Origin of the sequence: Streptomyces sp. NPDC016845 (assembly GCF_044332585.1) — a bacterium.
Lineage (GTDB): Bacteria > Actinomycetota > Actinomycetes > Streptomycetales > Streptomycetaceae > Streptomyces.
On the sequence record NZ_JBIRPI010000003.1, the window covers coordinates 459743 to 483739 of the forward strand.

Genomic DNA, 23997 nt, shown 5'->3' on the forward strand with positions numbered 1-23997 from the left:
TTTTTTTGATTCCTCGGTGTCGACTAGGTCACAGCCGTCATTCCATGGGGTGGGACCTGGCCCAAACGTTCGAGATAAAGGACTTTGGGCCCTTCCACTCACACAATCACACGCAGTGCACGGCGTACGCCTGTGAACGTCACGCTGGTACGCAGTCCCAGGTGGTCACCGTCCATCTGAAGGGGCAGGGGCGCCTTCGAATGCAAGGTGAAGTCCGTGAGGTCATGGAGCGTGACCGCGTTCTTACCGTGTGGTCCGCGCTCGGGCGACGACGTCAGCAGCTGGGTGCCGTAACGGGCCACCGCGGGAGTCGACAGTTTCTTGAGTCCGAGCACGTCAAGGCCGGTGTCGAAGGACGCCTTGGGTGTCGGATAGAGCGGCCGGTTGCCCAGGAACGACCACGGGGAGGTGTTGCTGACTATGGAGACGACCAGATCCGTGATCGGGTCCTCGCCCGGCCGTTCGAGCGTGATGGTGCCGTGTCTGCGGTCCGGCTCCCCGAGGAACTGCCGGACGACCTGTCGCACGTACAGGGCATGCGTCGAACGCTTGCCGCGTTCCCGCTGCTGCTCCACGCGGCCCACCACGCCGGCGTCGAAGCCGACGCCCGCGCTGAACGTGAACCAGCGCGACGGGACCGCCTCGTCCTCCGTGCCCGGGGTGCCCGCGGTGAGGCCCAGGCCGACCGTGCGCTCGCGGCCCTCGCGCAGGGCGTCCAGGAGCTGTCCGGTGGCCTCGACGGGCTCGTTCGGCAGGCCCAGGGCGCGCGCGAAGACGTTCGTGGAGCCGCCGGGGACGACGGCCAGGCGCGGCAGCCGGTCGGGGTCCGGGCCGTGGTGCAGCAGCCCGTTCACGACCTCGTTGACCGTGCCGTCGCCACCGAGCGCGACGACCAGCTCGATGTCCTTGCTCTCCGCAGCCTGCCGGCCAAGGTCGCGCGCGTGCCCGCGGTACTCGGTGGTGACGGCGTCGAGCTTCATCTCGCTCGCGAGCGCGTGGATCAGGACGTCGCGCGTGCGCGCACTGGTGGTGGTAGCCGCCGGATTGACCACAAGAAGTGCACGCATGCGAAGCAGGGTACCCAGCGCCCTGCGGGGAACGCTTGGCCGGGGGCTACCCTGCAAAGGTGACCTCTGAGCAGAATCCCGCCCCCGAGACCCTCGAAGAAGACGGCCCGCGACCCGGCCGGCTGACCGCCGCCGCGGCCCTGTCCGGACTCGAGGGAGCCGCGCTCGTCGTGGGCGGTGGCTACATGCTGGTCGCCGGGGTCTCCGGGAGCCCCGACAACCCTGAGCAGGCCGTCACCGGCGGGGTGACCCTCCTCGTGCTCGCGCTGCTGCCGCTGCTCGCGGCGCGCGGGCTCCTCGCCCGCAAGGGCTGGAGCCGGGGCCCGGCGATCATCACGCAGATCATGGCGCTGCCGGTCGCCTACACGCTGCTGCAGGCCGACAGCATGGCCATCCCCGGCGGGATCGCGCTCGCCGCCGTGGCGATCGCCGCGCTGGTCCTGCTGGTCAATCCGGCGACCACGCGCGCGCTGGGCATCCGCACTCCGGGGAGCGCGCACCAGCAGAAGTGAGGCGTGGCCGCCACCGCCGACTCCTCGACGGGTCACTCCTCGACGAGGAGCTTCTCCCGCAGTTGGGCGAGCGTGCGGGCCAGCAGGCGCGAGACGTGCATCTGGGAGATGCCCACCTCCTGCGCGATCTGCGACTGCGTCATGTTCCCGAAGAAGCGCAGCAGGAGAATGCGCTTCTCGCGCGGCGGCAGATCCTCCAGGAGCGGCTTCAGGGACTCGCGGTACTCGACGCCTTCAAGCGCCTCGTCCTCCGCGCCGAGGGTGTCGGCGACCGCCGGGGACTCGTCGTCCGTGTCCGGGACGTCCAGGGACAGCGTGGAGTACGCGTTGGCCGACTCCAGGCCCTCCAGGACCTCCTCCTCGGAAATGGCCAGCTTCTCGGCCAGCTCGTGGACCGTGGGGGAGCGGCCGTGCGTCTGGGACAGCTCGGCCGTCGCCGTCGTCAGGGAGAGGCGCAGCTCCTGGAGGCGGCGCGGGACGCGCACGGCCCAGCCCTTGTCGCGGAAGTGCCGCTTGATCTCACCGACGACCGTCGGCGTCGCGTACGTGGAGAACTCCACGCCGCGCTCCGGGTCGAAACGGTCGACCGACTTGATCAGGCCGATCGTCGCGACCTGGGTGAGGTCGTCCAGCGGTTCCCCGCGGTTGCGGAAGCGGCGTGCCAGGTGCTCGACGAGCGGCAGATGCATGCGCACGAGCTGATTGCGCATCTCCGCGTACTCGGGGCTGCCGGACGGCAGTGTGCGCAGCTCGATGAACATCGCGCGCGCGTTGCTGCGGTCCCGCGGGTCGTGTCGGCCCTGCTGCTCACCGTGTCGCTCGTGGTCGCTCATCCATCCCGCCCGTCGCGCGTCCGATCCCCCTGGCCGCTCACGAAGCCCGGTCCCCGAAGCCGGCGCTGCCTGCTGTGGCGCGTCGGCCATCGGGTCCTCCGGGTGCGGCCTGGCCTGCTGCTCGGGGATGCCGGCGGCCATCCGCCGCACCCCCGCCGTGCCGTCGGCCGGGAAATCCCGTGTGCCGCGCTTGTCGTCCCGCACCGGAGCGTCCCCGTTCCTCACGCCGGGCCAGGGCCCGCGCCGCGCTTCTTGTAGAGGCTGATCGAGACGGTGTTGTCCTCGGCCACCGAGGAGTCGACCTGGCCCGCGAGGGCCGACAGCACCGTCCAGGCGAAGGTGTCGCGCTCCGGGGCCCGGCCGTCTGTGGTCGGGGCGGAGACCGTCACCTCCAGGGAGTCGTCGACGAGCCGGAACACGCAGCTGAGCACGGAGCCGGCGACGGCCTGCTGGAGCAGGATCGCGCAGGCCTCGTCGACCGCGATGCGCAGGTCCTCGATCTCGTCGAGGGTGAAGTCCAAACGCGCCGCGAGACCGGCCGTGGCCGTCCGCAGCACCGACAGGTAGGCACCCGCAGCCGGCAGCCGGACTTCCACGAAGTCCTGATTCCCGGGCTCTCCTGCGATCTGGGACACCCTCACCTCCAAGGTGGTACAAGCACTTTCGGGCTCCGGAGGTCCTCCCCCGGGTGACGCGCCACATATATCTGCGGTGACGCTACCGCGCGCCCGACTTTCCTGTCCCGGGGACCCCCGGCCCAGTGCTGTCACTCATAGTAAGCCTACGGGTACGGACAGTGGCTAGAGGGCGTGCGCTCCCAATTGGAAAGAGCGGGCGCCGGATTGACGTACCCAGGCGCCAACCGGTCGAACCCCGACACGGCCGCGGATCGTCCGCATCAGACCAAAGACGTGTCCACGAAGCACCAGCGCCAGCTCTCACCAGGCTCGAAGGTGCGCATCACCGGATGGCCCGTCTCCTTGAAGTGCTCCGTCGCGTGCCGGTACGGCGAGGAGTCGCAACATCCGACGTGGCCGCAGACCAGACACAGTCGTAGTTGCACAGGGTGACTGCCCAGGGCCAGACACTCCAGACAGGTCTCGCTGAGCGGCGCCGGCTCGGGGTGCGGCAGCGCGTCTACGTGCGGGCACTCGTTCATGATGGCCAGGTTACGACGGGGGACGTGAGAAGGACGGCGGAAGGCTGGGGATGGACGTTTTGCCACTGGTGGGGTTGGTCGCGGCGAGTGCCGCGGTGGCGGGAGTGGCGCGCAGGACACCGATACCGGCACCGCTCCTGCTGGTCGCGGCCGGCCTGGTGGCCTCTTACGTGCCCTGGATCCCCGCGTACGCGCTCGACCCGCACATCGTGCTGCCGCTGATCCTTCCGCCGCTGCTGCACACGGCCGCCCTGGAGAGCTCCTACCTGGACCTGCGGGCCAACATCAGACCCGTCGCACTGCTCTCCGTGGGCTACGTCCTGTTCGCCACGGTGGCCGTGGGCTGGCTGGCGTACGAGCTGATCCCGGACCTGCCGCTGACCGCCGCGCTCGTCCTCGGCGCGGTGATCGCCCCGCCCGACGCGGTGGCCGCGACGGCGATCGCGCGCCGGGTGGGCCTCCCCGCGCGGCTCACCACGATCCTCCAGGGCGAGTCCCTGGTGAACGACGCGACCGCGATCACCGCCTACAAGGTGGCGCTGGCCGCTGCCGTCGGGGAGGGGGCGAGCTGGGCGGGCGGCATCCGTGAGTTCCTGGTGGCCGCCGTCGGCGGTGTCGGGGTCGGGCTGCTGCTCATGGTGCCGCTGCACTGGCTGCGCAAGCGCCTCACCGAGGCGGTCCTGCAGAACACCTTGTCGCTGCTGATCCCCTTCGTGGCATACGCGGCGGCGGAGCAGGTGGGTGCCTCCGGGGTCCTCGCGGTCGTCACCGTCGCCCTGTACCTCGGGCACCACTCCTGGCAGGTCGACTTCGAGACGCGGCTCCAGGAGGCCGCGGTGTGGAAGGTCGTCTCGTTCATCCTGGAGTCGTCGGTCTTCGCGCTCATCGGTCTGCAGTTGCGCGTCGTCCTGAAGGGCCTCGGCGAGTACAGCGTGGCGCAGGCCGTCTGGTACGCGGTAGGGGTGTTCGTCCTGGTGGTCGTGGTCCGCTTCGTGTGGTCGTACCCGGCCTCCTATCTGCCGATGTTCCTGTCGGCGCGGATCAGGGAGCGCGAGGACGACACCGACTGGAAACGCCCGCTCGTCGTGAGCTGGGCGGGGATGCGCGGGGTGGTGTCGCTGGCCATCGCGTTCTCCATCCCGCTCGTCACGGAGGACGGCGAGGAGTTCCCCGCGCGCAACCTGGTGCTCTTCCTGACCTTCACCACCGTCATCGGCACCCTCGTGGTGCAGGGGCTCAGCCTGCCGGCGCTGATCAAGGCCCTGAAGCTGCCGGGGCGCGACGTCCAGCGCGAGACGCTCGCGGAGGCGCAGGCCCAGAACGTGGCCTCCACCGCCGCGGAGGAGCGCGTGGACGCCTTGATGCAGGACGAGCGGAACTGCCTGCCACAGCCGCTCCAGGACCGTCTGCACACCGTTCTGGAGCGGCGCCGCAACTCCGTCTGGGAGCGGCTCGGCCAGCCCAACCCGGTGACGGGGGAGTCCGCCGACGACACGTACCGCAGGCTCGCGCGCGAGGCCATCGCGGCCGAGCGCGAGGTCTTCGTACGGATGCGGGACGAGCGGCGGATCGACGACGAGATGATGCGCACCCTGCTGCGCAAGCTCGACCTGGAGGAGGCCGCCGCCTACCGGGAGGTCGACGACTGAGCGCCCTCGAAGGGGGCTCCGGTGACGACGGCGGCGAGGGTCGTGCCGGTGGCGAACAGGCCCTCTTCCGTGAGAGTGACAAGGGCATACAGCATCTTGGCGACATAGAGATGCTCGACCGGGACACCATGGCGCCGCTCGAAGTCGTCCGCGAACTCCGACAGATACGCGGGCACGCGCGCGTAGCCGCCGCAATGGAAACGGTCCTCGATGCGCCAGGTGCCGCGGGGGCCGCCGAACGCCGCCTCCTGGAGGGCGCGGACCTCGGCCGTCAGGAAGCCGCCCTTCAGGACGGAGACGCCCAGGGCGCGCTGCCCTGGGGCGAGCCCGGCGGCGAGGCCCGCGAGGGTGCCGCCCGTCCCGCAGGCGACAGCGACGACGTCGGCTCGGCCGCGCAGTTCATGGCCGAGCTCCGTGCAGCCCGCCACCGCGCGGGCGTTGCTGCCGCCCTCGGGGACGACGTAGGCGTCCGTCGCTCCGGTGGCGTCCATGAGCGCGGCCAGGACGTCCGGGTCGTTCTTCCGCCGGTACGTCGCCCTGTCGACGAAGTGCAGGCGCATGCCGTCGGCCGCGCAGGCCGCCAGGGACGGGTTGAGCGGCCGCTCCGCCAGCTCCTGGCCGCGCACGATGCCGAGGGTGGGCACGCCCAGGAGACGCCCGGCGGCGGCCGTGGCCCGCAGATGGTTCGAGTAGGCGCCGCCGAACGTGACGAGGGCACGGCCGCGCGCCGCCGCCAGGTTCGGGGCAAGTTTGCGCCACTTGTTGCCGATCAGATCCGGGTGGATCAGATCGTCCCGCTTGAGCAGCAGGCGCACGCCATGGCGCGCGAAACGGTCGTCGCCGACCTCGGTGAGAGGTGACGGCAGCCGGGGGCGCAGGGCGCCGGTGATCGGGCGGGGCACCCGGACATTGTCGAACATCGGACATCTGTCCGGGCGCCCGCACCGCGCGCGGTGCGGTGCTCGAGATCGCGCGGAGCGTGTTACTTGAGACGGTCACCGATGCGCTTGCGCATCGACGCCATCGTGAACCCCTTCGGGTCGATCTTTCCGGGCTGCCACTCCAGATGGCCGATGACGGAGCGCTCCGTCCAGCCGTAGTGGCGGCAGACCGCCGCGGCCGCCTTCTCGATGGCCTCGAGCTGCACCGCGGGCCACGGGTCCCGCCCGTCGCCCATGTTCTCGCACTCGAAGCCGAAGAAGTGGCGGTTGCCGTCGGTGTTCGCCTCGTTGTCGTGCGGCAGCGCCTTCTCGGCGATGACGGCGCGCAGGACGTCGTCATCCCCGAGACCCGCGTGGTTTGCCCGCCCGTACCCGACCAGGTGGACGCGGCCGTCCTTCGTGATGACGCCGTGACAGAGCGGTCCGGGCAGGCTCGGATGGCCCTCGCGGCAGATGCGGACCGTGGCCTCGCTGCCCTTGGTGACGGTGTGATGGATCATCACCCCGTGCATCGGCCCCCAGGCTCCCTTGCTGTTGCGGTTGTGCTGCTTCCAGTCGCCGACCTGGACGACCGTCAGTCCCTCGTTCTTGAGAGCGGCGAGAAAGGTGTTCGCGGACATGGGTGAGGCCATGACCGTCTCCTCACGGGCGCGACGGCCGCCCGTCGCGCACCGTCTCGTACGCTGCTTCTACCCGCAACTACCCGCCGGGGACCAGCCGTTCGTATTCCGTGCGAGCCGTTCCGGACATCGGCTCCCCCCGCCCTCACGGCGCGGACGGGCCTCAGGCGCGCAGGAAGCCGTCCCCGTTCACCGCGATGTGGGCCTCCAGGGCCTGCAGCGCCTGCTGCGTGGCGTCCGGGCTGCCGGTGCCCTTGCGCTCCTCGTAGTACGCGGCACCCAGCTTCTTCAGCAGATCGCCGCCGGCGCGCTGCGCCTGCACGACGTCCAGCTTCTGCTTGCCCTGCGTCAGACCGCGCTGCGCCTGCTCCTTGGCACGGTCCAGGAAGCCCGCCATGGTCGTCTCCTCTTGCCGGTGTGGTTGTTGTCCGATCAACGTGCCGGTGGACCGCGGAGTTCCGCAAAACGCGACTAATGCCCCGTCGGAGCGAGATCCATTCCCCCTCGTTTGTGTAATGGCGCGTTTACAGAAAGTGCTGAAAGTCTTTGCCGTCGCAGGTCGGTACCTGATCAGGAGGCATTCCATGTCGGTAGGCGAAGAGGTCCGCACGGAGCAGTCGGGGTCACAGAAGAGCCTCGGCACATCCGCCGCGCGAAATCTGGCCACCACCAGCAAGTCCGCGCCGCAGATGCAGGAGATCAGCTCCCGCTGGCTGCTGCGGGCGCTGCCCTGGGTGAACGTGAAGGGCGGCACGTACCGGGTCAACCGGCGTCTGAGTTACACGGTCGGGGACGGACGGATCACGTTCGTGAAGACCGGGGACCAGGTGCGGGTCGTCCCGGCCGAGCTGGGAGAGCTGCCGGCGCTGCGCGGCTTCGAGGACCCCGACGTCCTGGGCGAACTGGCCCAGCGGTGCACGCAGCGGGAGTTCGCCGCCGGTGACGTGCTCGCCTCCTTCGGCAGCCAGGCCGACGAGGCGTACCTGCTCGCGCACGGCCGCGTGGAGAAGATCGGGACGGGACCCTACGGGGACGACGCGCGCCTCGGCGTACTCGCCGACGGCGCGTTCTTCGGCGAACAGGCCCTCCTCGACCCGGACAGCATGTGGGAGTACACGGCCCGCGCGATCACCGCGTGCACCGTGCTCGTGCTGCCGCGCCGTGACCTGGAGCAGATCGCGGAGCGGTCCGACGCGCTCGGCAACCACCTGCAGCAGTTGCGGGCGATCCCGGAGCAGCGGGCCAACGACTTCGGCGAGAAGGAGATCGACCTCTCCGCGGGCCACGTCGGCGAGGCCGTGCTGCCCGGCACGTACGTCGACTACGAGTCGGCGCCGCGCGAGTACGAGCTGAGCGTCGCGCAGACCGTGCTGCGCGTCCACACGCGCGTGGCCGACCTCTACAACCACCCGATGAACCAGACGGAGCACCAGCTCCGCCTCACCGTCGAGGCGCTGAAGGAGCGCCAGGAGTACGAGCTGGTCAACAACGCCGAGTTCGGGCTGCTCAACAACTGCGAGTACGACCAGCGGCTCCAGCCGCACAACGGTGCGCCGACCCCCGACGACATGGACGAGCTGCTCAGCAGGCGGCGCGGGTCCAAGCTGTTCCTGGCGCACCCGAAGGCGATCGCCGCGTTCGGCCGGGAGTGCAACAAGCGGGGCCTGGTCCCCGAGAGCATCGACATGGGCGGGCACCGCATCCCGACCTGGCGCGGTGTGCCGATCTACCCCTGCGCCAAGATCCCGGTCTCGGACGCGCGGACCACCTCCATCATCTGCATGCGTACGGGGGAGGAGGAGCAGGGCGTCATCGGGCTCCAGCAGACCGGCATCCCGGACGAGATCGAGCCGAGCCTGTCGGTGCGGTTCATGGGCATCAGCGAGCAGGCGATCATCTCGTACCTGGTGACCACGTACTACTCGGCGGCGGTCCTGGTGCCGGACGCGCTCGGGGTGCTGGAGAACGTCGAGATCGGCCGGTGGCAGTGACGGCCCGTCCATGGTCGGCCGTGTCCCCGCCCGGCAGGGCGGGTACACCCAGGGGATACGCGCCCGACACCAGCGGACCCGCCACCGTCCGCGCCCTTCCCGGGGTGAGTTCATGACGCAGACGGCGGAGACGCGAGGGACAGCGGGGCCTGCCGAGGCGAACGCGGGTCGGAAACAGGCGGCGAAGGCGGTACCCGCGCCCGCGGTGCCCGACGGGGGCGCGGCCGGGCGCGGGGAGCAGAGCCCGGCCGCGCGGGAGACCGCGGAGGCGGAAATCATCCTGGCGCAGGCCAGGGCGTCGGTCGGGCCCGAGCTGCGACGCGCCGTCGAGCTGCTGCCGGGGTCCATACGCGGCGTCGCCCTGTACCACTTCGGCTGGGCGGAGGCGGACGGCACGCCCGTGGCGGGTAACGCGGGCAAGGCGGTGCGGCCCGCACTCGTGCTCGCCGCGTCGCGCGCCCTCGGGGGGCGGGCCGAGCGGGCCGTACGGGCGGCGGCGGCCGTGGAGCTGACGCACAACTTCACCTTGCTGCACGACGATGTACTGGACCGGGACGAGACGCGCAGGCACCGGCCGACCGCCTGGACCGTGTTCGGGGACGCCGACGCGATTCTGGTGGGGGACGCGTTGCAGGCCCAGGCCCAGCGGATGATCGCGGAGGACCCGCACCCGGCGGCTCCGGCCGCGGCGGCGCGGCTTGCCGCGTGCGTCGTGGAGTTGTGTTCCGGGCAGTCCACGGACGTGGCCCTCGAGGGGCGCGGGCCCCGGGAGGTGTCGCTCGAGGAGACCCTGGTCATGGCGGAGGCCAAGACGGGGGCACTGCTCGGGTGTGCGTGCGCCATCGGGGGGCTGTACGCGGGCGCGGGCGAGGAGGAGGCCGCGGCGCTCGACGCGTTCGGGCGGGCGGCGGGCCTCGCCTTCCAGCTCATCGACGACGTGATCGGCATCTGGGGCGACCCGGCCCGCACCGGCAAGCCGGCCGGGGCCGACCTCGCCGTCCGCAAGAAGTCCCTGCCCGTCGTCGCGGCGCTCGCCTCCGGCGGTCCGGCGGCTGAGGAACTGGCCGCGCTGTACGGGCCACCGGGCCCCGAGAAGGAGGGCCCCGCCGAGTTGGAGGCCATCGCGCTGGCCGTCGAGCGCGCGGGCGGCCGCGACTGGGCCCAGGCGCGAGCCGCGGACGAGATGGCCCGCGCCCTGCACGAACTGTCCCGGGCGGTCCCGGTGCCGGAGGCGGCGGGCGGATTGCTGTCACTGGCGGAGTTCGTGACGCGGCGGGGGTACTGAGAGCGGGGCCGTTCCACCGGGCGCCGGGTCTGCCGCATCCGGGTCTGCCGCTCCGGGACCAGCCGCCCCGGCGCTCGCCGCACCCGGGTCTGCCGCGCCCGAGACCGCCGCTCGGGGACCAGTCGCCCCCGGGCTCGCTGCCGTCCGGCCCGCCGCACCCGGGGCTCGCTGCCGTCCGGCCCGCCGCACCCGGGGCTCGCTGCCGTCGGGCCCGCCGCATCCGGGCCCGCCGCGCCCGGGCCCGCCGCCCCGGGGCCAGCCGCCCCGGCGCTCGCTGCCATCGGGCCCGCCGCACCCAGGCCCGCCGCACCCGGGCCCGCCGCGCCCGGGTCTGCCGCGCCCAGGTCTGCCGCACCCGGACCCGCCGCACCCGGGCCCATCGCTTTCGGGCCCGCCGCTCCGGGACCTGCCGCCCCCGGTCCATGGCCCCGAGACCCATAGTCGTCCCCCCATGTGATCGCTTAGGGTGCCAATCGCCGGGCGGGCAGCACCGGTTGGTGGGTGACGAGGCGAGGCGAGGGGGCTATCGGCGTGGGTGTGCGGATACGGCGGGCGGTGGTGAGTGAGCGGGACTTCGTCGTGGGGTTGCTCGACGAGGCGTTCATGGACGATCCCGTGAGCAGGTGGGTGTTCCCCGAGGAGGAGCGCAGGCGGGCGCGGCACGCGTATCTGATGGGGGCGTTCACCGACGCCACCTTCGCCGACGGCTATATAGACCTCGCGGAGGACGGCACCGCCGTCGCCCTGTGGATGGACGTACCCGAGGCGGCGGGCGAGGACCAGGAGGAAGGCGTGGACGGGGCCGCGCAAGTGCGGGCCGCCGTCGATCCCGACAACGAGCGGGTCGAGCAGATCGCCCGGCTGACCGAGGCCGCGCATCCCACGGGCCGCGCGCACGTCTATCTGTGGATGATCGGCGTCAGGCCGGAGCGGCAGGGCGAGGGCCTGGGGACCGCGCTGATGGCTCCGGTCCTCGAGCGGTGCGACCGCGAGGGGCTGCCCGCCTACCTGGAGGCGAGCAACGCCCGCAGCCGCGCCCTGTACGAGCGGCTCGGCTTCGTGTTCACCGGGACCGCCGTCGACCTGCCCGACGGCCCGTCGCTGTGGCCCATGTGGCGGGAGCCGCAGAGCGGCTGAACACGATTCAGGTGGACGGCACGATTCGTTCCACCAGGCGTTCCACGATGCCGTCCGGCACGCTCACGCCCGGGATCGCGCCGTCCAGCATGCCCGGCATCGTGAGGTGCTCCAGGATGAGGCCGAGCATGCCCAGGTAGAGCAGGGTGATCTCCTCCGCGCCGCCGGGCAGCTCCGATTCGGCGTTGAACGCGATGCCGAAGTCGAGGTCGCCGCGGAGCGATGTCATCAGGGACGTACGGAGCGCGGGGCGTCGCGTCGCCTCCAGGCGCATCTCCATCATCGCGAGGAAGCCGGTGCGGTCGCCCTTGACCCGGCCGATCAGGTCGTGCATGAACGCCGTGACCAGGGCGCGGTCCCTCGGCCGTTTCAGCAGCTCCGCGACGGCCTCCGGGTCCGGCGCGAGCCGCTCGTGCAGCCAGGCGTCGATCTGGTGGAGCAGGTCGTCGCGGTTGGCGAAGTAGTTGGACGACGTCCCCGTGGGGACGCCCGCCGCCGTGTCGACCGCGCGGAAGGTCAGGCCGCGCGCGCCCTCGGCCGCGAGCACCTCGACGGCCGCGTCCACGAGGACGGCCCGGCGCTCCGGGTTCTTCACCATGTTTCCGAACTCCATTCCCGGTTCTTTCTCGTACCCCTTGCAACCACTACGCACGAAGTACTATAACTGCAGTGGTTGAGCGGTCGTTCTGAGCGGTCGTCCTGAGCGGTCGTCCTGCAGCAGGCGTCCTCCGGCCAACCGAATCGCCGTCCAGTGAGAAGAGACCGGTTTGCGCAAGCTCTCGTACTTCATCGCCGCCTCCGTCGACGGCTTCATCGGTGACGAGTCCGGTGACGGAATGATGTTCATGTCCTACGTCGACGACGAGTTCCGGCAGTTCCTCGTCGAGGAGTATCCGGAGACCATCTCGTCGGAGGGCCGCCGCATCCTCGGCCTCGACGGGGTCGCGAACAAGAAGTACGACACCGTCCTCCAGGGCCGCCGCAGCTACCAGGTGGGTATCGACGCCGGGATGCTCAGCCCGTACGGGCATCTGCGCGAGTACGTCGCGACGCGCAGCCTCGCCGAGTCCCCGCACCCGCACGTGGAGCTGATCCATGACGATGTCGTCGGCAAGGTGCGGGAACTCAAGGCGGAGAGCGGCGAGCTGGGGATCTGGCTCTGTGGGGGCGCCCAGCTGGCCGGGCTGCTCGCGGACGAGATCGACGAGCTCGTGATCAAGACCTATCCGGTGGTCTTCGGCGGTGGCATGCCCATGTTCGCGGGCCGGAATTACGCCCTCGCCGAGTTCGACCTCGCGGAGACCCGCACCTTCGCGAAAGGCGCGATCGTCCGCCGCTACACCAGGCGCCGTTAGCTCTCAGCCAGACCGAAGAAGCCCATAGATTGGGCCCATGGCGATCGAACTGTTGCACCTCACCGAGCGCGCCCTGTGGGAGAGCGCCCGGGCGACCGGCGCGTACGCGATGTCGACCCGCGGCAAGTCCCTCGAGGAGGTCGGGTTCATCCACTGCTCGTTCCCGCACCAGCTCCGGGCCGTCGCCGACATGCTGTACGGCCCCGGGAAGGGCGCCGGGCAGGGCGGGGCGGCCGGGGAGCTCGTCGTCCTGGTCATCGATCGCGAGCGGCTCGACGTGCCGGTGCGCGTGGAGCCCGGGGTGCCGGGCGGCGAGGAGTTCCCGCACCTGTACGGGCCGTTGGCGGTCGGCGCGGTGACCGAGGTACGGGACTGGCCGCGTCCTCAGGAACGTAGCCAGAAGGAGCGCATGCTCGCCGGGGACCTCTACCTCGCCGACGACCCCGTCCTCACCGCCGACGCGCTGCGTGGTGCCGAACTGGCCGAGCGGTACAACGCGAGCAGCGTCACCGATCTGCCGGCCCGAGGCGCGCTGCTGCGCGAACTCCTCGGCGAGGTCGGTGAGGACGTCGTGGTGCGCCCGCCGTTCGCCGTCGACTACGGGCAGTACATCAGCATCGGCGCACGCACGTCCGTCAACCGGGGGGCCGTCTTCCTGGACGTGGCGCCCATCCGGATCGGCGAGGACGTGCAGATCGGTCCGAACGTCCAGCTCCTCACGCCCACCCACCCCGTCGACCCCGCGCCGCGCCGCGCCAAGTGGGAGGCGGCGAAGCCCGTCACCATCGGCGACAACGTGTGGCTGGGCGGCGGTGTCATCGTCTGCCCCGGCGTCACGATCGGCGCGAACACGGTGGTGGGTGCCGGATCCGTCGTCACCCGCGACCTGCCGCCGGACGTGGTCGCCGTGGGCAACCCCGCGCGGGTGGTCCGCAAGATCGGGGCGGCTGGGGAGTGAGACGCCGGGGGGCGGTGTGCGTCGCGGTCGCGGTGGTGGCGATCGGCTGTGCGGGAGGTGACGGTGGTGCCGGTGCGGGCGCCGGGCACGCGCAGACCTGGGCCGACGGGACACCGGTCGTGTGGACGGACGACGAGATGCCCGATCTGCCGTTGCGGAAATACGAGTTCGACGGGGGCGACCACGGCGAGGATGCGCACCGGGACATGGAGTCCGCGGTCGGGCTGCTCGCCCAGCGCTGCATGGTCCGGCACGGCTTCGCCGGCTTCCCGCGGGATCCGAAGCCGTTCACCATGGCCGGCACGGTCACGTTGACGGCTGTCTCCGTGAACACGGGACCGGTCGGCTCCTACGATCCTGAGCAGGCCGGGCGCTGGGGGTACGGCTGGGACCCGGCGAGGGCGAGCGGCCCGCGTCGGCACGCCGGACGGATGATGACGCGCGAGGAGTCCGAGGTCTACTACGGCGACCGGCGGGCCGAGTACAGCGGCTGCTCGGGGGAGGCGTACCGGCGGATCCAGCGCGGAGTGCGGGACGTCAAGCGCATGTGGACGTACGTCACCGAACGCGAGTACACCGTCCGCGAGCGGGCCGAACGGGAACCGCGTCTGCGCCGCGCCTACCGGGCCTGGGCGGACTGCGTGGTCGACAAGGGCTTCAAGCGGTACACCGACCCCGTGGCCGCCTCCAGCGACAAGGCGTGGCGGCGCGGGAAGGACGGCAACACGAAGCACACGCGGCGGGAGACCGGTACGGCCGTCGCCGACGTCGAGTGCAAGCGCGCACACAACACGGCGGGGGTGTGGTGGGCGGTCACGGAACGCCTCCAGCGCCGCGAACTCGTCGAGCATAAGGCCGAGTTCGACTCCGTACGCGCGGACCGGGACCGGTTGCTCAGCAACGTGCGGGAGGTCATGGCAGCGGGGTGACGGCCTCGCGGACCGACTCGGTCATCGCCGTCACGAACGCGTCGCGCGTCGCCTCGTCGAGAAGGCCGAGCGAGAGGTACGGGTTCAGGTCCTCCAGCTCCACGAGGAGCAGGGCGCCCTCGCGGGTGCGGCAGGCGTCGACGCGCTGGATCCCGTACGGGAGGGCGTTCCAGTCGATGAAGTGCCGGGCGAACGCGCGGTCGGCGGTGGTGGGTTCGTACGGGCGCAGGTCCCAGCGGCGCTCGGGGTCGGGGGCGTACAGGGAGTACTGGAGGGTGCGGTCGACGAAGTAGAAGGAGACCTCGTACGTGAAGTCGATGTGGGGCTGGATCAGGAGGGCATGGTTGGGCGGGAGGTCGTGGAGTTCGGCCGGGGACACGACGCGCAGGCCCATCGAGTCCGCGCCCAGCTTCGGCTTCACCACGTACGCGCCGGCCTCGGGCAGGCGGTCGAGGTCGGCGGCGCTCTCGACCGTCGGGATCACCGGATGGCCGGCCCGGGTCAGGTCCGGCAGGTACTGCTTGCCGGCCATGTCGGCGCGGCCGGTCAACGGGTTGTAGACGGTCGTGCCGCGGGCGAGGGCCTCGGCGCGGAAGGCCGCGTACGCCTCCTGGTAGCCGAGGACGGGGCCGCTGTTGCGGACCACGACCACGTCGAAGCCGTCCATGAGCGCGGTCGCGTCCAAGGGGTGGCAGAGGGCGAGGTCGAACGCGGAACGCAGGCGCGAGGTGAGGAAGATGTCCTCGTCGCAGTAGCGGCGGCCACGGGCCTGGTAGGCCAGGTCGGTCACGTAGAGGACGCGGGGGCGGCGGGGCACGGGGCGGTCTCCTGACGTCGGGGCACCAGGCGGTCTTCTGACGGCGGGGCACCCGGGGCACTCACTCGGTACACCTGGGGCGTTCGGGGTGCTCGGGGCGCTGGGGTACGCCGAAGGGGCCCGGCCGAGTTCGTCGGCCGGGCCCCTTCGGATGGTCCGGGGCCCGCGAGGGTGCACCGCCCGCCGGTCACCGGAACCGGTGGTTCAGCAGCCCTGGTTCAGACCGTGATCAGGCCTGATCAGGCCTTCTTGGTCTCCCAGAAGATCTTGTCGATCTGGGCGATGTAGTCCAGGGCCTTCTGGCCCGTGGCCGGGTCGGTCGAGCCCTTGGCGGCCGAGAGGGCCTTCAGGGTGTCGTTGACCAGCTGGTGCAGCTCCGGGTACTTCTCGAAGTGCGGGGGCTTGAAGTAGTCGCTCCACAGCACCGAGACGTGGTGCTTGGCGAGCTCGGCACGCTGCTCCTTGATGACGGTGGCGCGCGCCTGGAAGTGCGGGTCGTCGTTGCCGGCCATCTTCTCCTGGACGGCCTTGACCGACTCGGCCTCGATGCGGGCCTGGGCCGGGTCGTACACGCCGCAGGGGAGGTCGCAGTGAGCGCTGGCCTTCACCTTGGGGGCGAACAGGCGGGAAAGCATGTGCTGTCCTTCCTCGTGATCGTCTTCTCGGGTGCGACATTACTCCGTGGAGCACGGCTTTTCTCGGGTGCCCCCGGGGGCTTAGGCCAAAAGTCCAGGGTGACACTGGGACAGGTGGAGGATGGGACCGGCGGACGGAAACCGGGGAGGTCGGCAGATGCCCGAGACGATCGGGGAAGGGCGCGGGACGAAGGTGCCGTTTCAGATCATCGAGGTGGACGGTCCGTCGATGGTGCCGACGCTGTACCACGGTGACTGGATGCTGGTGCAGTACGGCGCCCGGGTGCGGCCCGGGGACGTCATCGTCTTGCGCCACCCCTTCCAGCAGGACCTGTTGGTGGTGAAGCGGATCGCCGAGCGGCGCGAGGGCGGCTGGTGGGTGCTCGGCGACAACCCGGGCGCCGGCGGCGACAGCACGGTGTACGGGGTCGTGCCGGACGACCTCGTGCTCGCCAAGGTGCGCGGGCGGCTGCGGCGGCGCAGGCCGTGGGCGGAGGGCGAGGGTCAGCGGTCGGCGATGGCCGTGGTGTCCTGGGCGCTCGGCGCGGTGCGGCCGGTGTTCTCGGACCGGTCGGGCCGCTCGGCCTCCAGACGCTTGCGGGCGCGGTAGGCGGCGACGTTGGCGCGGGTCGCGCAGCGGTCGGAGCAGTAGCGCCGGGAGCGGTTGGTGGACGTGTCCAGGTAGGCGTTGCGGCACGGGGCCGCCTCGCACAGGCCGAGGCGGTCCACGCCGTACTCGGTGAGGTGGAAGGCGAGGCCCATGGCGGCGATCGCGGCGTAGCCCGCCGTCGCGTTCGACGGGTGGTCGGCCAGGTGCATGTGCCACAGGGGGCGGCCGTCGTCGTCGCGGTGGTCGTGGCCGGAGATCTGCGGGCTCACCGGGAACTCCAGGAGGAGTGAGTTCAGCAGGTTCACCGCGAGCGTCTCGTCGCCGCCGTCGGCCGCCTCGAACACCGCGCGCAGGCGGCCGCGGACGCTCCTGAACCGGGTCAGGTCGGCGTCCGCCGCACGACGGGCCGCCTCCTGGTTGGCGCCGAACAGTGCGCGCACCGCGTCCACGGAGGTCAGGCTGTCCTTGCCGCGGACCGGCTCCTCCGTGTTGACGAGGCGCACGGCGTAGTCCGAGTAATAGGCCAGTTCCACTTGTAGTCCTTACGGGGGCGGGCTAGGGTCAGGGCGAGGCGCTTGTAATGCTCGTATCGGTATTCAGGGTATTACGCAGGCGAGGGTGCGGCGCCACGCGACGGATGGCACAGGGCATCACGCACACGATGCCCGCACGGGAGGGCTTCATGACGGACACCGCCACAGGCACCGACTGGCACGCCTGGCAGCGGAGCTGGGACCGGCAGCAGGAGTGGTACATGCCCGACCGCGAGGAGCGGTTCCGGGTGATGCTCGACATGGTCGAGGCGTGTGTCGGGCGTGCGCCCCGCGTCCTCGACCTCGCCTGCGGCACCGGCAGCATCACCGCGCGGCTGCTCGCCCGGTTCCCGGAGGCGACCAGCGTAGGGGTCGACCTCGACCCGGCGCTGCTCGCCATCGCGCGCGGCACCTTCGAGGGCGACCCGCGCGTCGGCTTCGTCACCGCCGACCTCAAGGACCCGCGCTGGACGGAGGCGCTGCCGCACACCTCGTACGACGCCGTGCTCACCGCCACCGCCCTGCACTGGCTGCACTCCGAACCCCTCGCGACGCTCTACGGTCAGGTCGCCGGACTCGTCCGGGACGGCGGCGTCCTCATGAACGCGGACCACATGATCGACCGGTCGACGCCGCGGATCAACGCCGCGGAGCGGGCGCTTCGGCACGCGGGTATGGAGTCGGCGAAGCGGGAAGGGGCGCTCGACTGGGCCGCGTGGTGGGAGCTGGCCGCCGCGGATCCCGTACTGGCCGGGCCTACGGCTCGGCGGTTCGAGATCTATGGGGAGCACGCGGACGGGGATGCGCCGTCTGCCGCCTGGCATGCGGAGGCGCTTCGCGGGGCGGGGTTCTCGGAGGCCCGCGCGGTGTGGGCGTCGCCGTCCGATGTGATGGTGCTGGCGCTGAAGTGACGGTCGCGGTCGCGTCTGCGGGGCTTGGGTCTTCTTGCGGGGTGCGTATGCGTTCTGGCTGGTCGCGCAGTTCCCTGGGCCGCTGAAGGCCTGCGGCTCCGCCGCGCCTTCCCCGACGGGGCGCTCCGCACGTACGCGCGCCCCCGGACATGGTGCGCGGAGTGCGCATTTCGGGGGCGCGGGGAACTGCGCGAGCAACCACGACGAGAGCCGCGCTCGGGCACGCACCCAGATGACCCGGAAAACGCGCACCCACCGGGAAAGGGGCGCTCCGGGATCGTGAAGCCGGAGCGCCCCTGTCCCGGGTGGGCCGGGACGGCTAGAGGACCTTCGAGAGGAAGCCCTGCGTCCGCTCGTGCTGCGGGTTCGTCAGGACGTCGCGAGGATGGCCTGATTCCACCACCACGCCCTCGTCCATGAAGACGAGACTGTCCCCGACCTCGCGGGCGAAGCCCATCTCGTGCGTGACGACGACCATCGTCATGCCGGACTCGGCGAGGCCGCGCATGACGTCGAGGACGTCACCGACCAGCTCGGGGTCGAGCGCCGAGGTCGGCTCGTCGAAGAGCATCAGCTTCGGGTCCATCGCGAGCGCGCGGGCGATCGCCACGCGCTGCTGCTGGCCGCCGGAGAGCTGCGAGGGGTAGTTCCTCGCCCGGTCGGCGAGGCCGACCCGCTCCAGGAGCTCACCCGCCCGCTCGCGGGCCTGGGCCCGGGAGACGCCCTTGACCTGGACCGGCGCCTCCATGACGTTCTCCAGGGCCGTCATGTGCGGGAAGAGGTTGAAGCGCTGGAAGACCATGCCGATGTCCCGGCGCTTGAGGGCGACCTCGCTGTCGCGCAGCTCGTAGAGCTTGTCGCCCTTCTGGCGGTAACCGACCAGCTCTCCATCCACGTAGAGACGACCGGAGTTGATCTTCTCCAGGTGGTTGATGCAGCGCAGGAACGTCGACTTGCCGGAGCCGGAGGGGCCGATGAGGCAGAAGACCTCGCCCTGCTTGACCTCCAGATCGATGCCCTTGAGGACCTCGACGCTGCCGAAGGACTTGTGGACGCCTTCGGACTTGACCATGGTGGCGTCGGCGGCGGCCGCCTTCTCCGGGGTGTTCATGCCGTGCCTCCGTTCGGGCGGCCGACGACGGTGCGCAGGCGCTGCAGCGGGGTCGGGGGCAGCGAACGGGACGTGCCGCGCGCGTAGTACCGCTCGATGTAGTACTGCCCGACGCTGAAGATCGAGGTGAGGACCAGGTACCAGGCGGCGGCCAGGAAGTACATCTCCACCGTGGAGGCGGCCGACTGGCCGATGTCGGAGGCCACCTTGAACAGGTCGAGGAACTGCACCGCCGAGACGAGCGAGGTCGTCTTCAGCATGTTGATGACCTCGTTGCCCGTGGGCGGCACGATCACGCGCATGGCCTGCGGGATCACGATGCGGCGCAGGGTCTTGGAGTGGCTCATGCCGAGCGCGTGCGCGGCCTCGGTCTGCCCCTCGTCGACGGCGAGCAGGCCCGAGCGGCAGATCTCCGCCATGTACGCGGCCTCGTTGAGTCCGAGCCCGAGGAGCGCGGTCAGCAGCGGGGTCATGAACGAGGACCAGTAGTCCTTGTAGATCGGCCCGAGGTTGATGTACTCGAAGACCAGGCCCAGGTTGAACCAGATGAACAGCTGGACCAGGACCGGCGTGCCGCGGAAGAACCAGATGTAGAACCAGGCGATGGTGCTGGTCACCGGGTTCTTCGACATGCGCATCACGGCGAGGACGATGCCGCCGACGATGCCGATGAGCATGGAGAGGACGGTCAGTTCGAGCGTCTTCCCGACGCCGGTGAGGACCCGGTCGTCGAAGAAGTAGTCGGGGATCGTGCCCCACTCGATCTTGCCTTTGGAGAAGGCGTAGACGATGGCGCCGAGCAGCGCCAGGGCGACGACCGCGGACACGTAGCGGCCCGGGTGGCGCACCGGGATGGCCTTGATGGCCTCCGGCGGGGCGCCCGCGGACGCGCTGTCCGCGGGCTCGTTCGCCTTGCTGAGAGGTGGAGTCATGGGTGGTGCCTTTCAAATCCCGTCAGAGTGGAGAAGCCCGTCGGAGTGTCAGAAGGGCAGGGGCCCGTCGGAGCGCCGGAAGGGCAGGGGTGACAGGGGTCAGGAACCACCGTTGATCTTCGACTCGGTGACGGCGCCGTCGTCGACGCCCCACTTCGCGATGATCTTCTTGTACTCGCCGCTCTTGATGATCTCGGTCATGGCGGCCTGGAGGGCGTCGCGCAGCTGCGTGTTGTCCTTGGCGACGGCGATGCCGTAGGGGCCCGCCTCGACCTGGTCGCCGACGATCTCGAAGTACTTGCCGCCGCCGGACTTCTTCACCGAGTACGCGGCGATCGGGTAGTCCGCGGAGACGACGTCGGCGCCCTTGGAGCGCATCCGGGTCTCGGCCTCCGGGTTGGTGGCGAAGTCCTCGACCTTCAGGGCCTTCTTGCCGTCCTTGGCGCACTTCTTCGCCTGGTCCTTGGCGAGGTCCTGGGAGAAGGTCGCCGTCTGCACGGCGATCGTCTTGCCGCACAGGTCGTCCCAGGTCTTGATCCCCTGGTCGTCGCCCTTGTTGGTGTAGAGCGAGACGCCCGCGGTGAAGTAGTCGACGAAGTCGACGCCCTTGCCGACCTTCTTGCCGGTGTCGCTGTCGATGCCGTTCTGCCGGTCCTTGGTGTCCGTCATGGCCGACATGGCGATGTCGTAGCGCTTGGAGGCGAGGCCGCCCACGAGGTCGGCGAACTTGCCGTTCTGGAAGTTGAACTCCACGCCGAGCTGCTTGCCGAGCGCCGCGGCGATGTCCGGGTCGATACCGACCGCCTTGCCCGAGTCGTCCTTGTACTCGACGGGTGCGTAGGCGATGTCCGAGCCGACGTTGATGACGCCCTTGTCGCGGATCTGCGCGGGCAGCTTGTCGGCGAGCGGCGCGGACTTCGACGAGCCCGACGCGGAGGACGAGTCGTCGTCCTTCGACTTCGTCTGGTCACCGCAGCCGGTCAGCAGCAGGGCGCCGGCGACCGCGATCGCGCCGACCGCGGCTATCCGGGACTTCGCGGAATTCGCGGTCGTACGACGGGTGGTGCTTGCGGTCATGGTGGGGTCCTCCGGCGGGATGGGTGGAGTTGGCGTTCGGTCGCCTGAGCACACACCTTCGGGTGTCGCGACCTCGTGCGACGACGTGCGATGACGGCATCTTGCCATTCGGACGGGCAGCCGTTGGGGGTCGGTGATGTCAAAATCGGATAACAGGTCCGCCAAGACGGCCAACGCGGTGGCTCATCACGGTGCATGGGGCCGCATCATCTGCGGGTCCGCCGCGTGACGGCGGGAAAATCTCCGGCGGATCGCCCGACGTCTCACCATTTGAACCGCTGTCCGGCGGACGTCGAGCGCGAGTTGAGGACTTGTCCACATATTCGGCTATGAGTCATGTCACCGGGCTGTGATCGATCACGTATGGGGTCGTCCGCACCCTGTTCCGTCGGGTAAGAAGGTTCTTTACACCCCTCATCCGGGGCTCAGGGCGCGCGTGCGGCGCGCCCGTCGTGTACGCACCTGTGCAGCGGTTCCCCAACAGGAACCGAGTGGGGCGTACGCGGTGCCCGCCCGCTCCTCAACCAGGAGCGGATCCACCCTCACCTGATGTTCAGAACCTAAGGGGTAAGACAAGTGGCAGCGGAGATCGTCAATCCTCGCAGCGACAGCGGTACCGGCACCGAAGGCAGCAGCGACCTCGCCGATCCCTTCGATCCTGCGTTCGCCCTGCACCGCGGCGGCAAGATGGCCGTGCAGGCCACCGTGCCGGTCCGCGACAAGGACGACCTGTCCCTGGCGTACACGCCCGGCGTCGCGAAGGTGTGCAGCGCGATCGCGGAGCAGCCGGAGCTCGTCCACGACTACACGTGGAAGTCGAGCGTCGTGGCCGTCGTCACCGACGGCACGGCCGTGCTCGGCCTCGGCGACATCGGCCCCGAGGCGTCCCTCCCGGTGATGGAGGGCAAGGCCATCCTCTTCAAGCAGTTCGGCGGCGTGGACGCGGTGCCGCTCGCGCTCGCGACGACCGACGTGGACGAGATCGTCGACACCGTCGTGCGGCTCGCCCCGTCCTTCGGCGGCGTCAACCTGGAGGACATCTCGGCGCCGCGCTGCTTCGAGATCGAGCGCAGGCTCCAGGAGAAGCTCGACATCCCCGTCTTCCACGACGACCAGCACGGCACGGCCGTCGTCACGCTGGCCGCGCTGAAGAACGCGGCCCGGCTCAGCGGCCGTACGCTCGGCGAGCTGCGCGCCGTGATCTCCGGCGCCGGTGCGGCGGGTGTCGCCATCGCCAAGTTCCTCCTGGAGGCGGGGCTCGGCGATGTCGCGGTCACCGACCGCAAGGGCATCGTCAGCCGCGACCGCGAGGACCTCACCGCGGTCAAGCGCGAGCTGGCGGAGATCACCAACAAGGCCGGCCTCGCCGGTTCCCTGGCGGACGCCCTCGCGGGCGCCGACGTCTACATCGGCGTCTCCGGCGGTACGGTCCCGGAGGCCGCGGTCGCCTCGATGGCGCCGGGCGCCTTCGTCTTCGCGATGGCCAACCCGAACCCCGAGGTGCACCCCGACGTCGCCCACAAGTACGCGGCCGTCGTCGCGACCGGGCGCTCGGACTTCCCGAACCAGATCAACAACGTCCTCGCGTTCCCGGGGATCTTCGCGGGCGCGCTGCAGGTGCGGGCCTCGCGGATCACCGAGACGATGAAGATCGCCGCGGCCGAGGCGCTGGCCTCCGTGGTCGGCGACGACCTGTCCGCCGAGTACGTCATCCCGTCGCCGTTCGACGAGCGGGTGGCGCCGGCGGTGACGGCGGCCGTGGCCGCGGCCGCCCGGGCCGAGGGCGTCGCGCGACGCTGAGCACTGCTCCGCGAAAAGGCCCCGCCGACGGCGGGGCCTTTCCCTTGCCCGCCGCCACGGTGTCCACAGGACGTGTGTCACAGGCGGAGGTGGTTCCCCGGCCCCTGTCCGACGCCTATCGTCAAGGTCATGTTCGCCGCCTATGCCGCCCGCATCGACCGTGACCAGCCGCTGAACGGACTGGAGTTGGGGGAGCGGCCCGCCCCCCAGGACCGGCCCGGCTGGACCACCGTGAACGTCAAGGCCGCCTCCCTCAACCACCACGACCTCTGGTCCCTGCGCGGGGTCGGGCTCGGCGAGGAGGCGCTGCCCATGATCCTGGGCTGCGACGCCGCCGGCATCGACCGCGACGGCAACGAGGTCGTGCTCCACTCCGTCATCGGGCAGACCGGGTACGGCGTCGGCCCCCGCGAGGGCCGCTCCATCCTCACCGAGAAGTACCAGGGCACCTTCGCCGAGCAGGTCACGGTCCCTGAGTGGAACGTGCTGCCGAAGCCCAAGGAGCTCTCCTTCGAGGAGGCCGCGTGCCTGCCGACGGCGTGGCTGACCGCGTACCGGATGCTCTTCACCAACGCGGGCGTACGGCCGGGCGATTCGGTGCTCGTGCAGGGCGCGGGCGGCGGTGTCGCCACGGCCGCGATCGTCCTCGGCAAGGCCGCCGGTCTACGGGTCTTCGCCACCAGCCGCGACGAGGCCAAGCGCAAGCGCGCCCTTGAACTCGGCGCCGTCGAGGCCGTCGAGTCCGGGGCGCGGCTGTCGCAGCGGGTGGACGCCGTGATCGAGACGGTCGGCGCCGCGACCTGGTCGCACTCCGTCAAGTCGCTCAAGCCGGGCGGCACGCTGGTCATCTCCGGTGCGACCAGCGGGCCGAGCCCGAAGTCCGCCGAGCTGAACCGCATCTTCTTCCTGGAGCTGAAGGTCGTCGGCTCGACGATGGGCTCCAAGGACGAGCTGGAGGACCTGCTGTCCTTCTGCGCGGCGACCGGGGTGCGGCCCGTCATCGACGAGACGCTGCCGCTGGACCGGGCGCGGGACGGGTTCCAGAAGATGGCGGGCGGGGAGCTGTTCGGGAAGGTCGTACTGACCGTCTGACCGTCTGACCGACTGGCCGCCTGACCGACGGGCCGGGCGACGG

The 23997-nt window shown here is 70.7% G+C and carries 26 protein-coding genes and 1 pseudogene; 13 read left to right on the top strand and 14 right to left on the bottom strand.

The window, feature by feature from the left end; genetic code table 11:
- Window positions 1–98: 98 nt before the first annotated feature.
- Window positions 99–1067, bottom strand: coding sequence for a diacylglycerol/lipid kinase family protein (locus ACH4RC_RS12440; RefSeq protein ID WP_394430561.1), 969 nt, complete (start codon window positions 1065–1067; stop codon window positions 99–101).
- 59 nt (window positions 1068–1126) lie between these two features.
- Between ACH4RC_RS12440 and ACH4RC_RS12445 the strand changes: the two genes are divergently transcribed.
- The gene (locus tag ACH4RC_RS12445; protein WP_398198829.1) at window positions 1127–1579 is read left to right on the top strand and encodes a hypothetical protein; all 453 of its coding nucleotides are present in this window, start codon (window positions 1127–1129) and stop codon (window positions 1577–1579) included.
- Window positions 1580–1611: 32 nt separating this feature from the next.
- On the opposite strand, the gene ACH4RC_RS12450 is transcribed toward ACH4RC_RS12445, so the two are convergent.
- The 3 genes from ACH4RC_RS12450 to ACH4RC_RS12460 all read right to left on the bottom strand — a co-directional run bounded on the left by ACH4RC_RS12450 (window position 1612) and on the right by ACH4RC_RS12460 (window position 3571).
- A complete protein-coding gene (locus ACH4RC_RS12450) occupies window positions 1612–2637 on the bottom strand; it encodes an RNA polymerase sigma factor SigF (RefSeq protein WP_398198831.1) in 1026 nt (341 codons plus the stop codon).
- Window positions 2634–3047 (bottom strand): anti-sigma regulatory factor, encoded by a 414-nt coding sequence (locus ACH4RC_RS12455; RefSeq protein ID WP_394430555.1) that lies wholly within the window; start codon window positions 3045–3047, stop codon window positions 2634–2636. The genes ACH4RC_RS12450 and ACH4RC_RS12455 overlap by 4 nt, the downstream gene beginning before the upstream one ends.
- Window positions 3048–3310: 263 nt before the next feature.
- Window positions 3311–3571: a UBP-type zinc finger domain-containing protein gene (locus tag ACH4RC_RS12460; protein WP_394430553.1), complete on the bottom strand. Its 261-nt coding sequence runs from the start codon at window positions 3569–3571 to the stop codon at window positions 3311–3313.
- 50 nt (window positions 3572–3621) lie between these two features.
- Here ACH4RC_RS12460 and ACH4RC_RS12465 point away from each other — a divergent pair, with 50 nt between their 5' ends.
- Complete coding sequence (locus ACH4RC_RS12465; protein ID WP_398198835.1) at window positions 3622–5220, top strand: Na+/H+ antiporter; 1599 nt, start codon at window positions 3622–3624, stop codon at window positions 5218–5220.
- Here the strand turns inward: ACH4RC_RS12465 and ACH4RC_RS12470 are convergent.
- The 3 genes from ACH4RC_RS12470 to ACH4RC_RS12480 form a co-directional block, all read right to left on the bottom strand.
- The gene (locus ACH4RC_RS12470) at window positions 5199–6140 is read right to left on the bottom strand and encodes a 1-aminocyclopropane-1-carboxylate deaminase/D-cysteine desulfhydrase (RefSeq protein WP_398198838.1); all 942 of its coding nucleotides are present in this window, start codon (window positions 6138–6140) and stop codon (window positions 5199–5201) included. The genes ACH4RC_RS12465 and ACH4RC_RS12470 overlap by 22 nt on opposite strands.
- A 62-nt stretch (window positions 6141–6202) precedes the next feature.
- Window positions 6203–6793: an N-acetylmuramoyl-L-alanine amidase gene (locus ACH4RC_RS12475; protein ID WP_398198839.1), complete on the bottom strand. Its 591-nt coding sequence runs from the start codon at window positions 6791–6793 to the stop codon at window positions 6203–6205.
- A gap of 151 nt (window positions 6794–6944) precedes the next feature.
- The gene (locus tag ACH4RC_RS12480; RefSeq protein ID WP_398198842.1) at window positions 6945–7178 is read right to left on the bottom strand and encodes a hypothetical protein; all 234 of its coding nucleotides are present in this window, start codon (window positions 7176–7178) and stop codon (window positions 6945–6947) included.
- A 187-nt stretch (window positions 7179–7365) separates the two neighbouring features.
- Between ACH4RC_RS12480 and ACH4RC_RS12485 the strand changes: the two genes are divergently transcribed.
- The 3 genes from ACH4RC_RS12485 to ACH4RC_RS12495 all read left to right on the top strand — a co-directional run bounded on the left by ACH4RC_RS12485 (window position 7366) and on the right by ACH4RC_RS12495 (window position 11194).
- Window positions 7366–8772: a family 2B encapsulin nanocompartment shell protein gene (locus tag ACH4RC_RS12485; RefSeq protein WP_398198845.1), complete on the top strand. Its 1407-nt coding sequence runs from the start codon at window positions 7366–7368 to the stop codon at window positions 8770–8772.
- Between the two features lie 112 nt (window positions 8773–8884).
- Window positions 8885–10057: a family 2 encapsulin nanocompartment cargo protein polyprenyl transferase gene (locus ACH4RC_RS12490; protein ID WP_398198847.1), complete on the top strand. Its 1173-nt coding sequence runs from the start codon at window positions 8885–8887 to the stop codon at window positions 10055–10057.
- A 531-nt stretch (window positions 10058–10588) separates the two neighbouring features.
- The gene (locus ACH4RC_RS12495) at window positions 10589–11194 is read left to right on the top strand and encodes a GNAT family N-acetyltransferase (protein WP_398198850.1); all 606 of its coding nucleotides are present in this window, start codon (window positions 10589–10591) and stop codon (window positions 11192–11194) included.
- Window positions 11195–11201: 7 nt separating this feature from the next.
- Here the strand turns inward: ACH4RC_RS12495 and ACH4RC_RS12500 are convergent, their stop codons facing one another.
- Window positions 11202–11792, bottom strand: a complete 591-nt coding sequence (locus ACH4RC_RS12500; RefSeq protein WP_398199196.1) for a TetR/AcrR family transcriptional regulator — start codon at window positions 11790–11792, stop codon at window positions 11202–11204.
- Between the two features lie 169 nt (window positions 11793–11961).
- On the opposite strand from ACH4RC_RS12500, the gene ACH4RC_RS12505 reads away from it, so the two are divergent.
- The 4 genes and pseudogenes from ACH4RC_RS12505 (at window position 11962) to ACH4RC_RS12520 (ending at window position 14436) form a co-directional block, all read left to right on the top strand.
- On the top strand, window positions 11962–12549 hold the full coding sequence (locus ACH4RC_RS12505) for a dihydrofolate reductase family protein (protein WP_398198852.1): 588 nt from the start codon (window positions 11962–11964) through the stop codon (window positions 12547–12549).
- 37 nt (window positions 12550–12586) lie between these two features.
- Window positions 12587–12925 (top strand): annotated as a pseudogene (locus ACH4RC_RS12510) (DUF952 domain-containing protein); the annotation flags it as partial.
- 33 nt (window positions 12926–12958) lie between these two features.
- Complete coding sequence (locus ACH4RC_RS12515) at window positions 12959–13507, top strand: sugar O-acetyltransferase (protein WP_398199199.1); 549 nt, start codon at window positions 12959–12961, stop codon at window positions 13505–13507.
- On the top strand, window positions 13504–14436 hold the full coding sequence (locus ACH4RC_RS12520; RefSeq protein WP_398198855.1) for a hypothetical protein: 933 nt from the start codon (window positions 13504–13506) through the stop codon (window positions 14434–14436). The genes ACH4RC_RS12515 and ACH4RC_RS12520 overlap by 4 nt, the downstream gene beginning before the upstream one ends.
- On the opposite strand, the gene ACH4RC_RS12525 is transcribed toward ACH4RC_RS12520, so the two are convergent.
- Both ACH4RC_RS12525 and sodN read right to left on the bottom strand, forming a co-directional pair.
- Complete coding sequence (locus ACH4RC_RS12525; RefSeq protein WP_398198857.1) at window positions 14420–15253, bottom strand: hypothetical protein; 834 nt, start codon at window positions 15251–15253, stop codon at window positions 14420–14422. The genes ACH4RC_RS12520 and ACH4RC_RS12525 overlap by 17 nt on opposite strands.
- Before the next feature lie 239 nt (window positions 15254–15492).
- Window positions 15493–15888: a superoxide dismutase, Ni gene (gene sodN / locus ACH4RC_RS12530; protein ID WP_365511445.1), complete on the bottom strand. Its 396-nt coding sequence runs from the start codon at window positions 15886–15888 to the stop codon at window positions 15493–15495.
- 157 nt (window positions 15889–16045) lie between these two features.
- On the opposite strand from sodN, the gene sodX reads away from it, so the two are divergent.
- On the top strand, window positions 16046–16498 hold the full coding sequence (gene sodX, locus ACH4RC_RS12535; protein WP_398198860.1) for a nickel-type superoxide dismutase maturation protease: 453 nt from the start codon (window positions 16046–16048) through the stop codon (window positions 16496–16498).
- Here the strand turns inward: sodX and ACH4RC_RS12540 are convergent.
- Window positions 16393–17031, bottom strand: a complete 639-nt coding sequence (locus tag ACH4RC_RS12540; protein ID WP_398198863.1) for a CGNR zinc finger domain-containing protein — start codon at window positions 17029–17031, stop codon at window positions 16393–16395. The two genes, sodX and ACH4RC_RS12540, sit on opposite strands and share 106 nt — an antisense overlap.
- Window positions 17032–17180: 149 nt before the next feature.
- Between ACH4RC_RS12540 and ACH4RC_RS12545 the strand changes: the two genes are divergently transcribed.
- Window positions 17181–17942, top strand: a complete 762-nt coding sequence (locus ACH4RC_RS12545; RefSeq protein WP_398198865.1) for a class I SAM-dependent methyltransferase — start codon at window positions 17181–17183, stop codon at window positions 17940–17942.
- Between the two features lie 319 nt (window positions 17943–18261).
- On the opposite strand, the gene ACH4RC_RS12550 is transcribed toward ACH4RC_RS12545, so the two are convergent.
- The 3 genes from ACH4RC_RS12550 to ACH4RC_RS12560 form a co-directional block, all read right to left on the bottom strand.
- The gene (locus ACH4RC_RS12550) at window positions 18262–19014 is read right to left on the bottom strand and encodes an amino acid ABC transporter ATP-binding protein (RefSeq protein WP_398199201.1); all 753 of its coding nucleotides are present in this window, start codon (window positions 19012–19014) and stop codon (window positions 18262–18264) included.
- A 35-nt stretch (window positions 19015–19049) separates the two neighbouring features.
- Window positions 19050–19985: an amino acid ABC transporter permease gene (locus tag ACH4RC_RS12555; protein WP_398198868.1), complete on the bottom strand. Its 936-nt coding sequence runs from the start codon at window positions 19983–19985 to the stop codon at window positions 19050–19052.
- Window positions 19986–20084: 99 nt separating this feature from the next.
- Window positions 20085–21062 carry an ABC transporter substrate-binding protein gene (locus ACH4RC_RS12560; protein WP_398198871.1) on the bottom strand — a complete coding sequence of 326 codons (978 nt, stop codon included), beginning with the start codon at window positions 21060–21062 and terminating at the stop codon, window positions 20085–20087.
- A 576-nt stretch (window positions 21063–21638) separates the two neighbouring features.
- Here ACH4RC_RS12560 and ACH4RC_RS12565 point away from each other — a divergent pair.
- Both ACH4RC_RS12565 and ACH4RC_RS12570 read left to right on the top strand, forming a co-directional pair.
- Entirely contained in the window at window positions 21639–22862 is a 1224-nt protein-coding gene (locus tag ACH4RC_RS12565; RefSeq protein WP_398198873.1) for an NADP-dependent malic enzyme, read from the top strand.
- A gap of 129 nt (window positions 22863–22991) precedes the next feature.
- Window positions 22992–23954 (top strand): zinc-binding dehydrogenase, encoded by a 963-nt coding sequence (locus ACH4RC_RS12570; protein WP_398198876.1) that lies wholly within the window; start codon window positions 22992–22994, stop codon window positions 23952–23954.
- Window positions 23955–23997: the final 43 nt, after the last annotated feature.

Bases quoted from the DNA above. Each gene is read 5' to 3' on its own strand.
- ACH4RC_RS12500 (WP_398199196.1), bottom strand. From the start codon at position 11,792: ATGGTGAAGAACCCGGAGCGCCGGGCCGTCCTCGTGGACGCGGCCGTC.
- ACH4RC_RS12550 (WP_398199201.1), bottom strand. From the start codon at position 19,014: ATGGTCAAGTCCGAAGGCGTCCACAAGTCCTTCGGCAGCGTCGAGGTC.
- ACH4RC_RS12485 (WP_398198845.1), top strand. From the start codon at position 7,366: ATGTCGGTAGGCGAAGAGGTCCGCACGGAGCAGTCGGGGTCACAGAAG.
- sodN (WP_365511445.1), bottom strand. From the start codon at position 15,888: ATGCTTTCCCGCCTGTTCGCCCCCAAGGTGAAGGCCAGCGCTCACTGC.
- ACH4RC_RS12515 (WP_398199199.1), top strand. From the start codon at position 12,959: ATGCTCGCCGGGGACCTCTACCTCGCCGACGACCCCGTCCTCACCGCC.
- ACH4RC_RS12545 (WP_398198865.1), top strand. From the start codon at position 17,181: ATGACGGACACCGCCACAGGCACCGACTGGCACGCCTGGCAGCGGAGC.
- ACH4RC_RS12470 (WP_398198838.1), bottom strand. From the start codon at position 6,140: ATGTTCGACAATGTCCGGGTGCCCCGCCCGATCACCGGCGCCCTGCGC.
- ACH4RC_RS12465 (WP_398198835.1), top strand. From the start codon at position 3,622: ATGGACGTTTTGCCACTGGTGGGGTTGGTCGCGGCGAGTGCCGCGGTG.
- ACH4RC_RS12460 (WP_394430553.1), bottom strand. From the start codon at position 3,571: ATGAACGAGTGCCCGCACGTAGACGCGCTGCCGCACCCCGAGCCGGCG.
- ACH4RC_RS12560 (WP_398198871.1), bottom strand. From the start codon at position 21,062: ATGACCGCAAGCACCACCCGTCGTACGACCGCGAATTCCGCGAAGTCC.
- ACH4RC_RS12490 (WP_398198847.1), top strand. From the start codon at position 8,885: ATGACGCAGACGGCGGAGACGCGAGGGACAGCGGGGCCTGCCGAGGCG.
- ACH4RC_RS12440 (WP_394430561.1), bottom strand. From the start codon at position 1,067: ATGCGTGCACTTCTTGTGGTCAATCCGGCGGCTACCACCACCAGTGCG.
- ACH4RC_RS12480 (WP_398198842.1), bottom strand. From the start codon at position 7,178: ATGGCGGGCTTCCTGGACCGTGCCAAGGAGCAGGCGCAGCGCGGTCTG.
- ACH4RC_RS12555 (WP_398198868.1), bottom strand. From the start codon at position 19,985: ATGACTCCACCTCTCAGCAAGGCGAACGAGCCCGCGGACAGCGCGTCC.
- ACH4RC_RS12570 (WP_398198876.1), top strand. From the start codon at position 22,992: ATGTTCGCCGCCTATGCCGCCCGCATCGACCGTGACCAGCCGCTGAAC.
- sodX (WP_398198860.1), top strand. From the start codon at position 16,046: ATGCCCGAGACGATCGGGGAAGGGCGCGGGACGAAGGTGCCGTTTCAG.
- ACH4RC_RS12475 (WP_398198839.1), bottom strand. From the start codon at position 6,793: ATGGCCTCACCCATGTCCGCGAACACCTTTCTCGCCGCTCTCAAGAAC.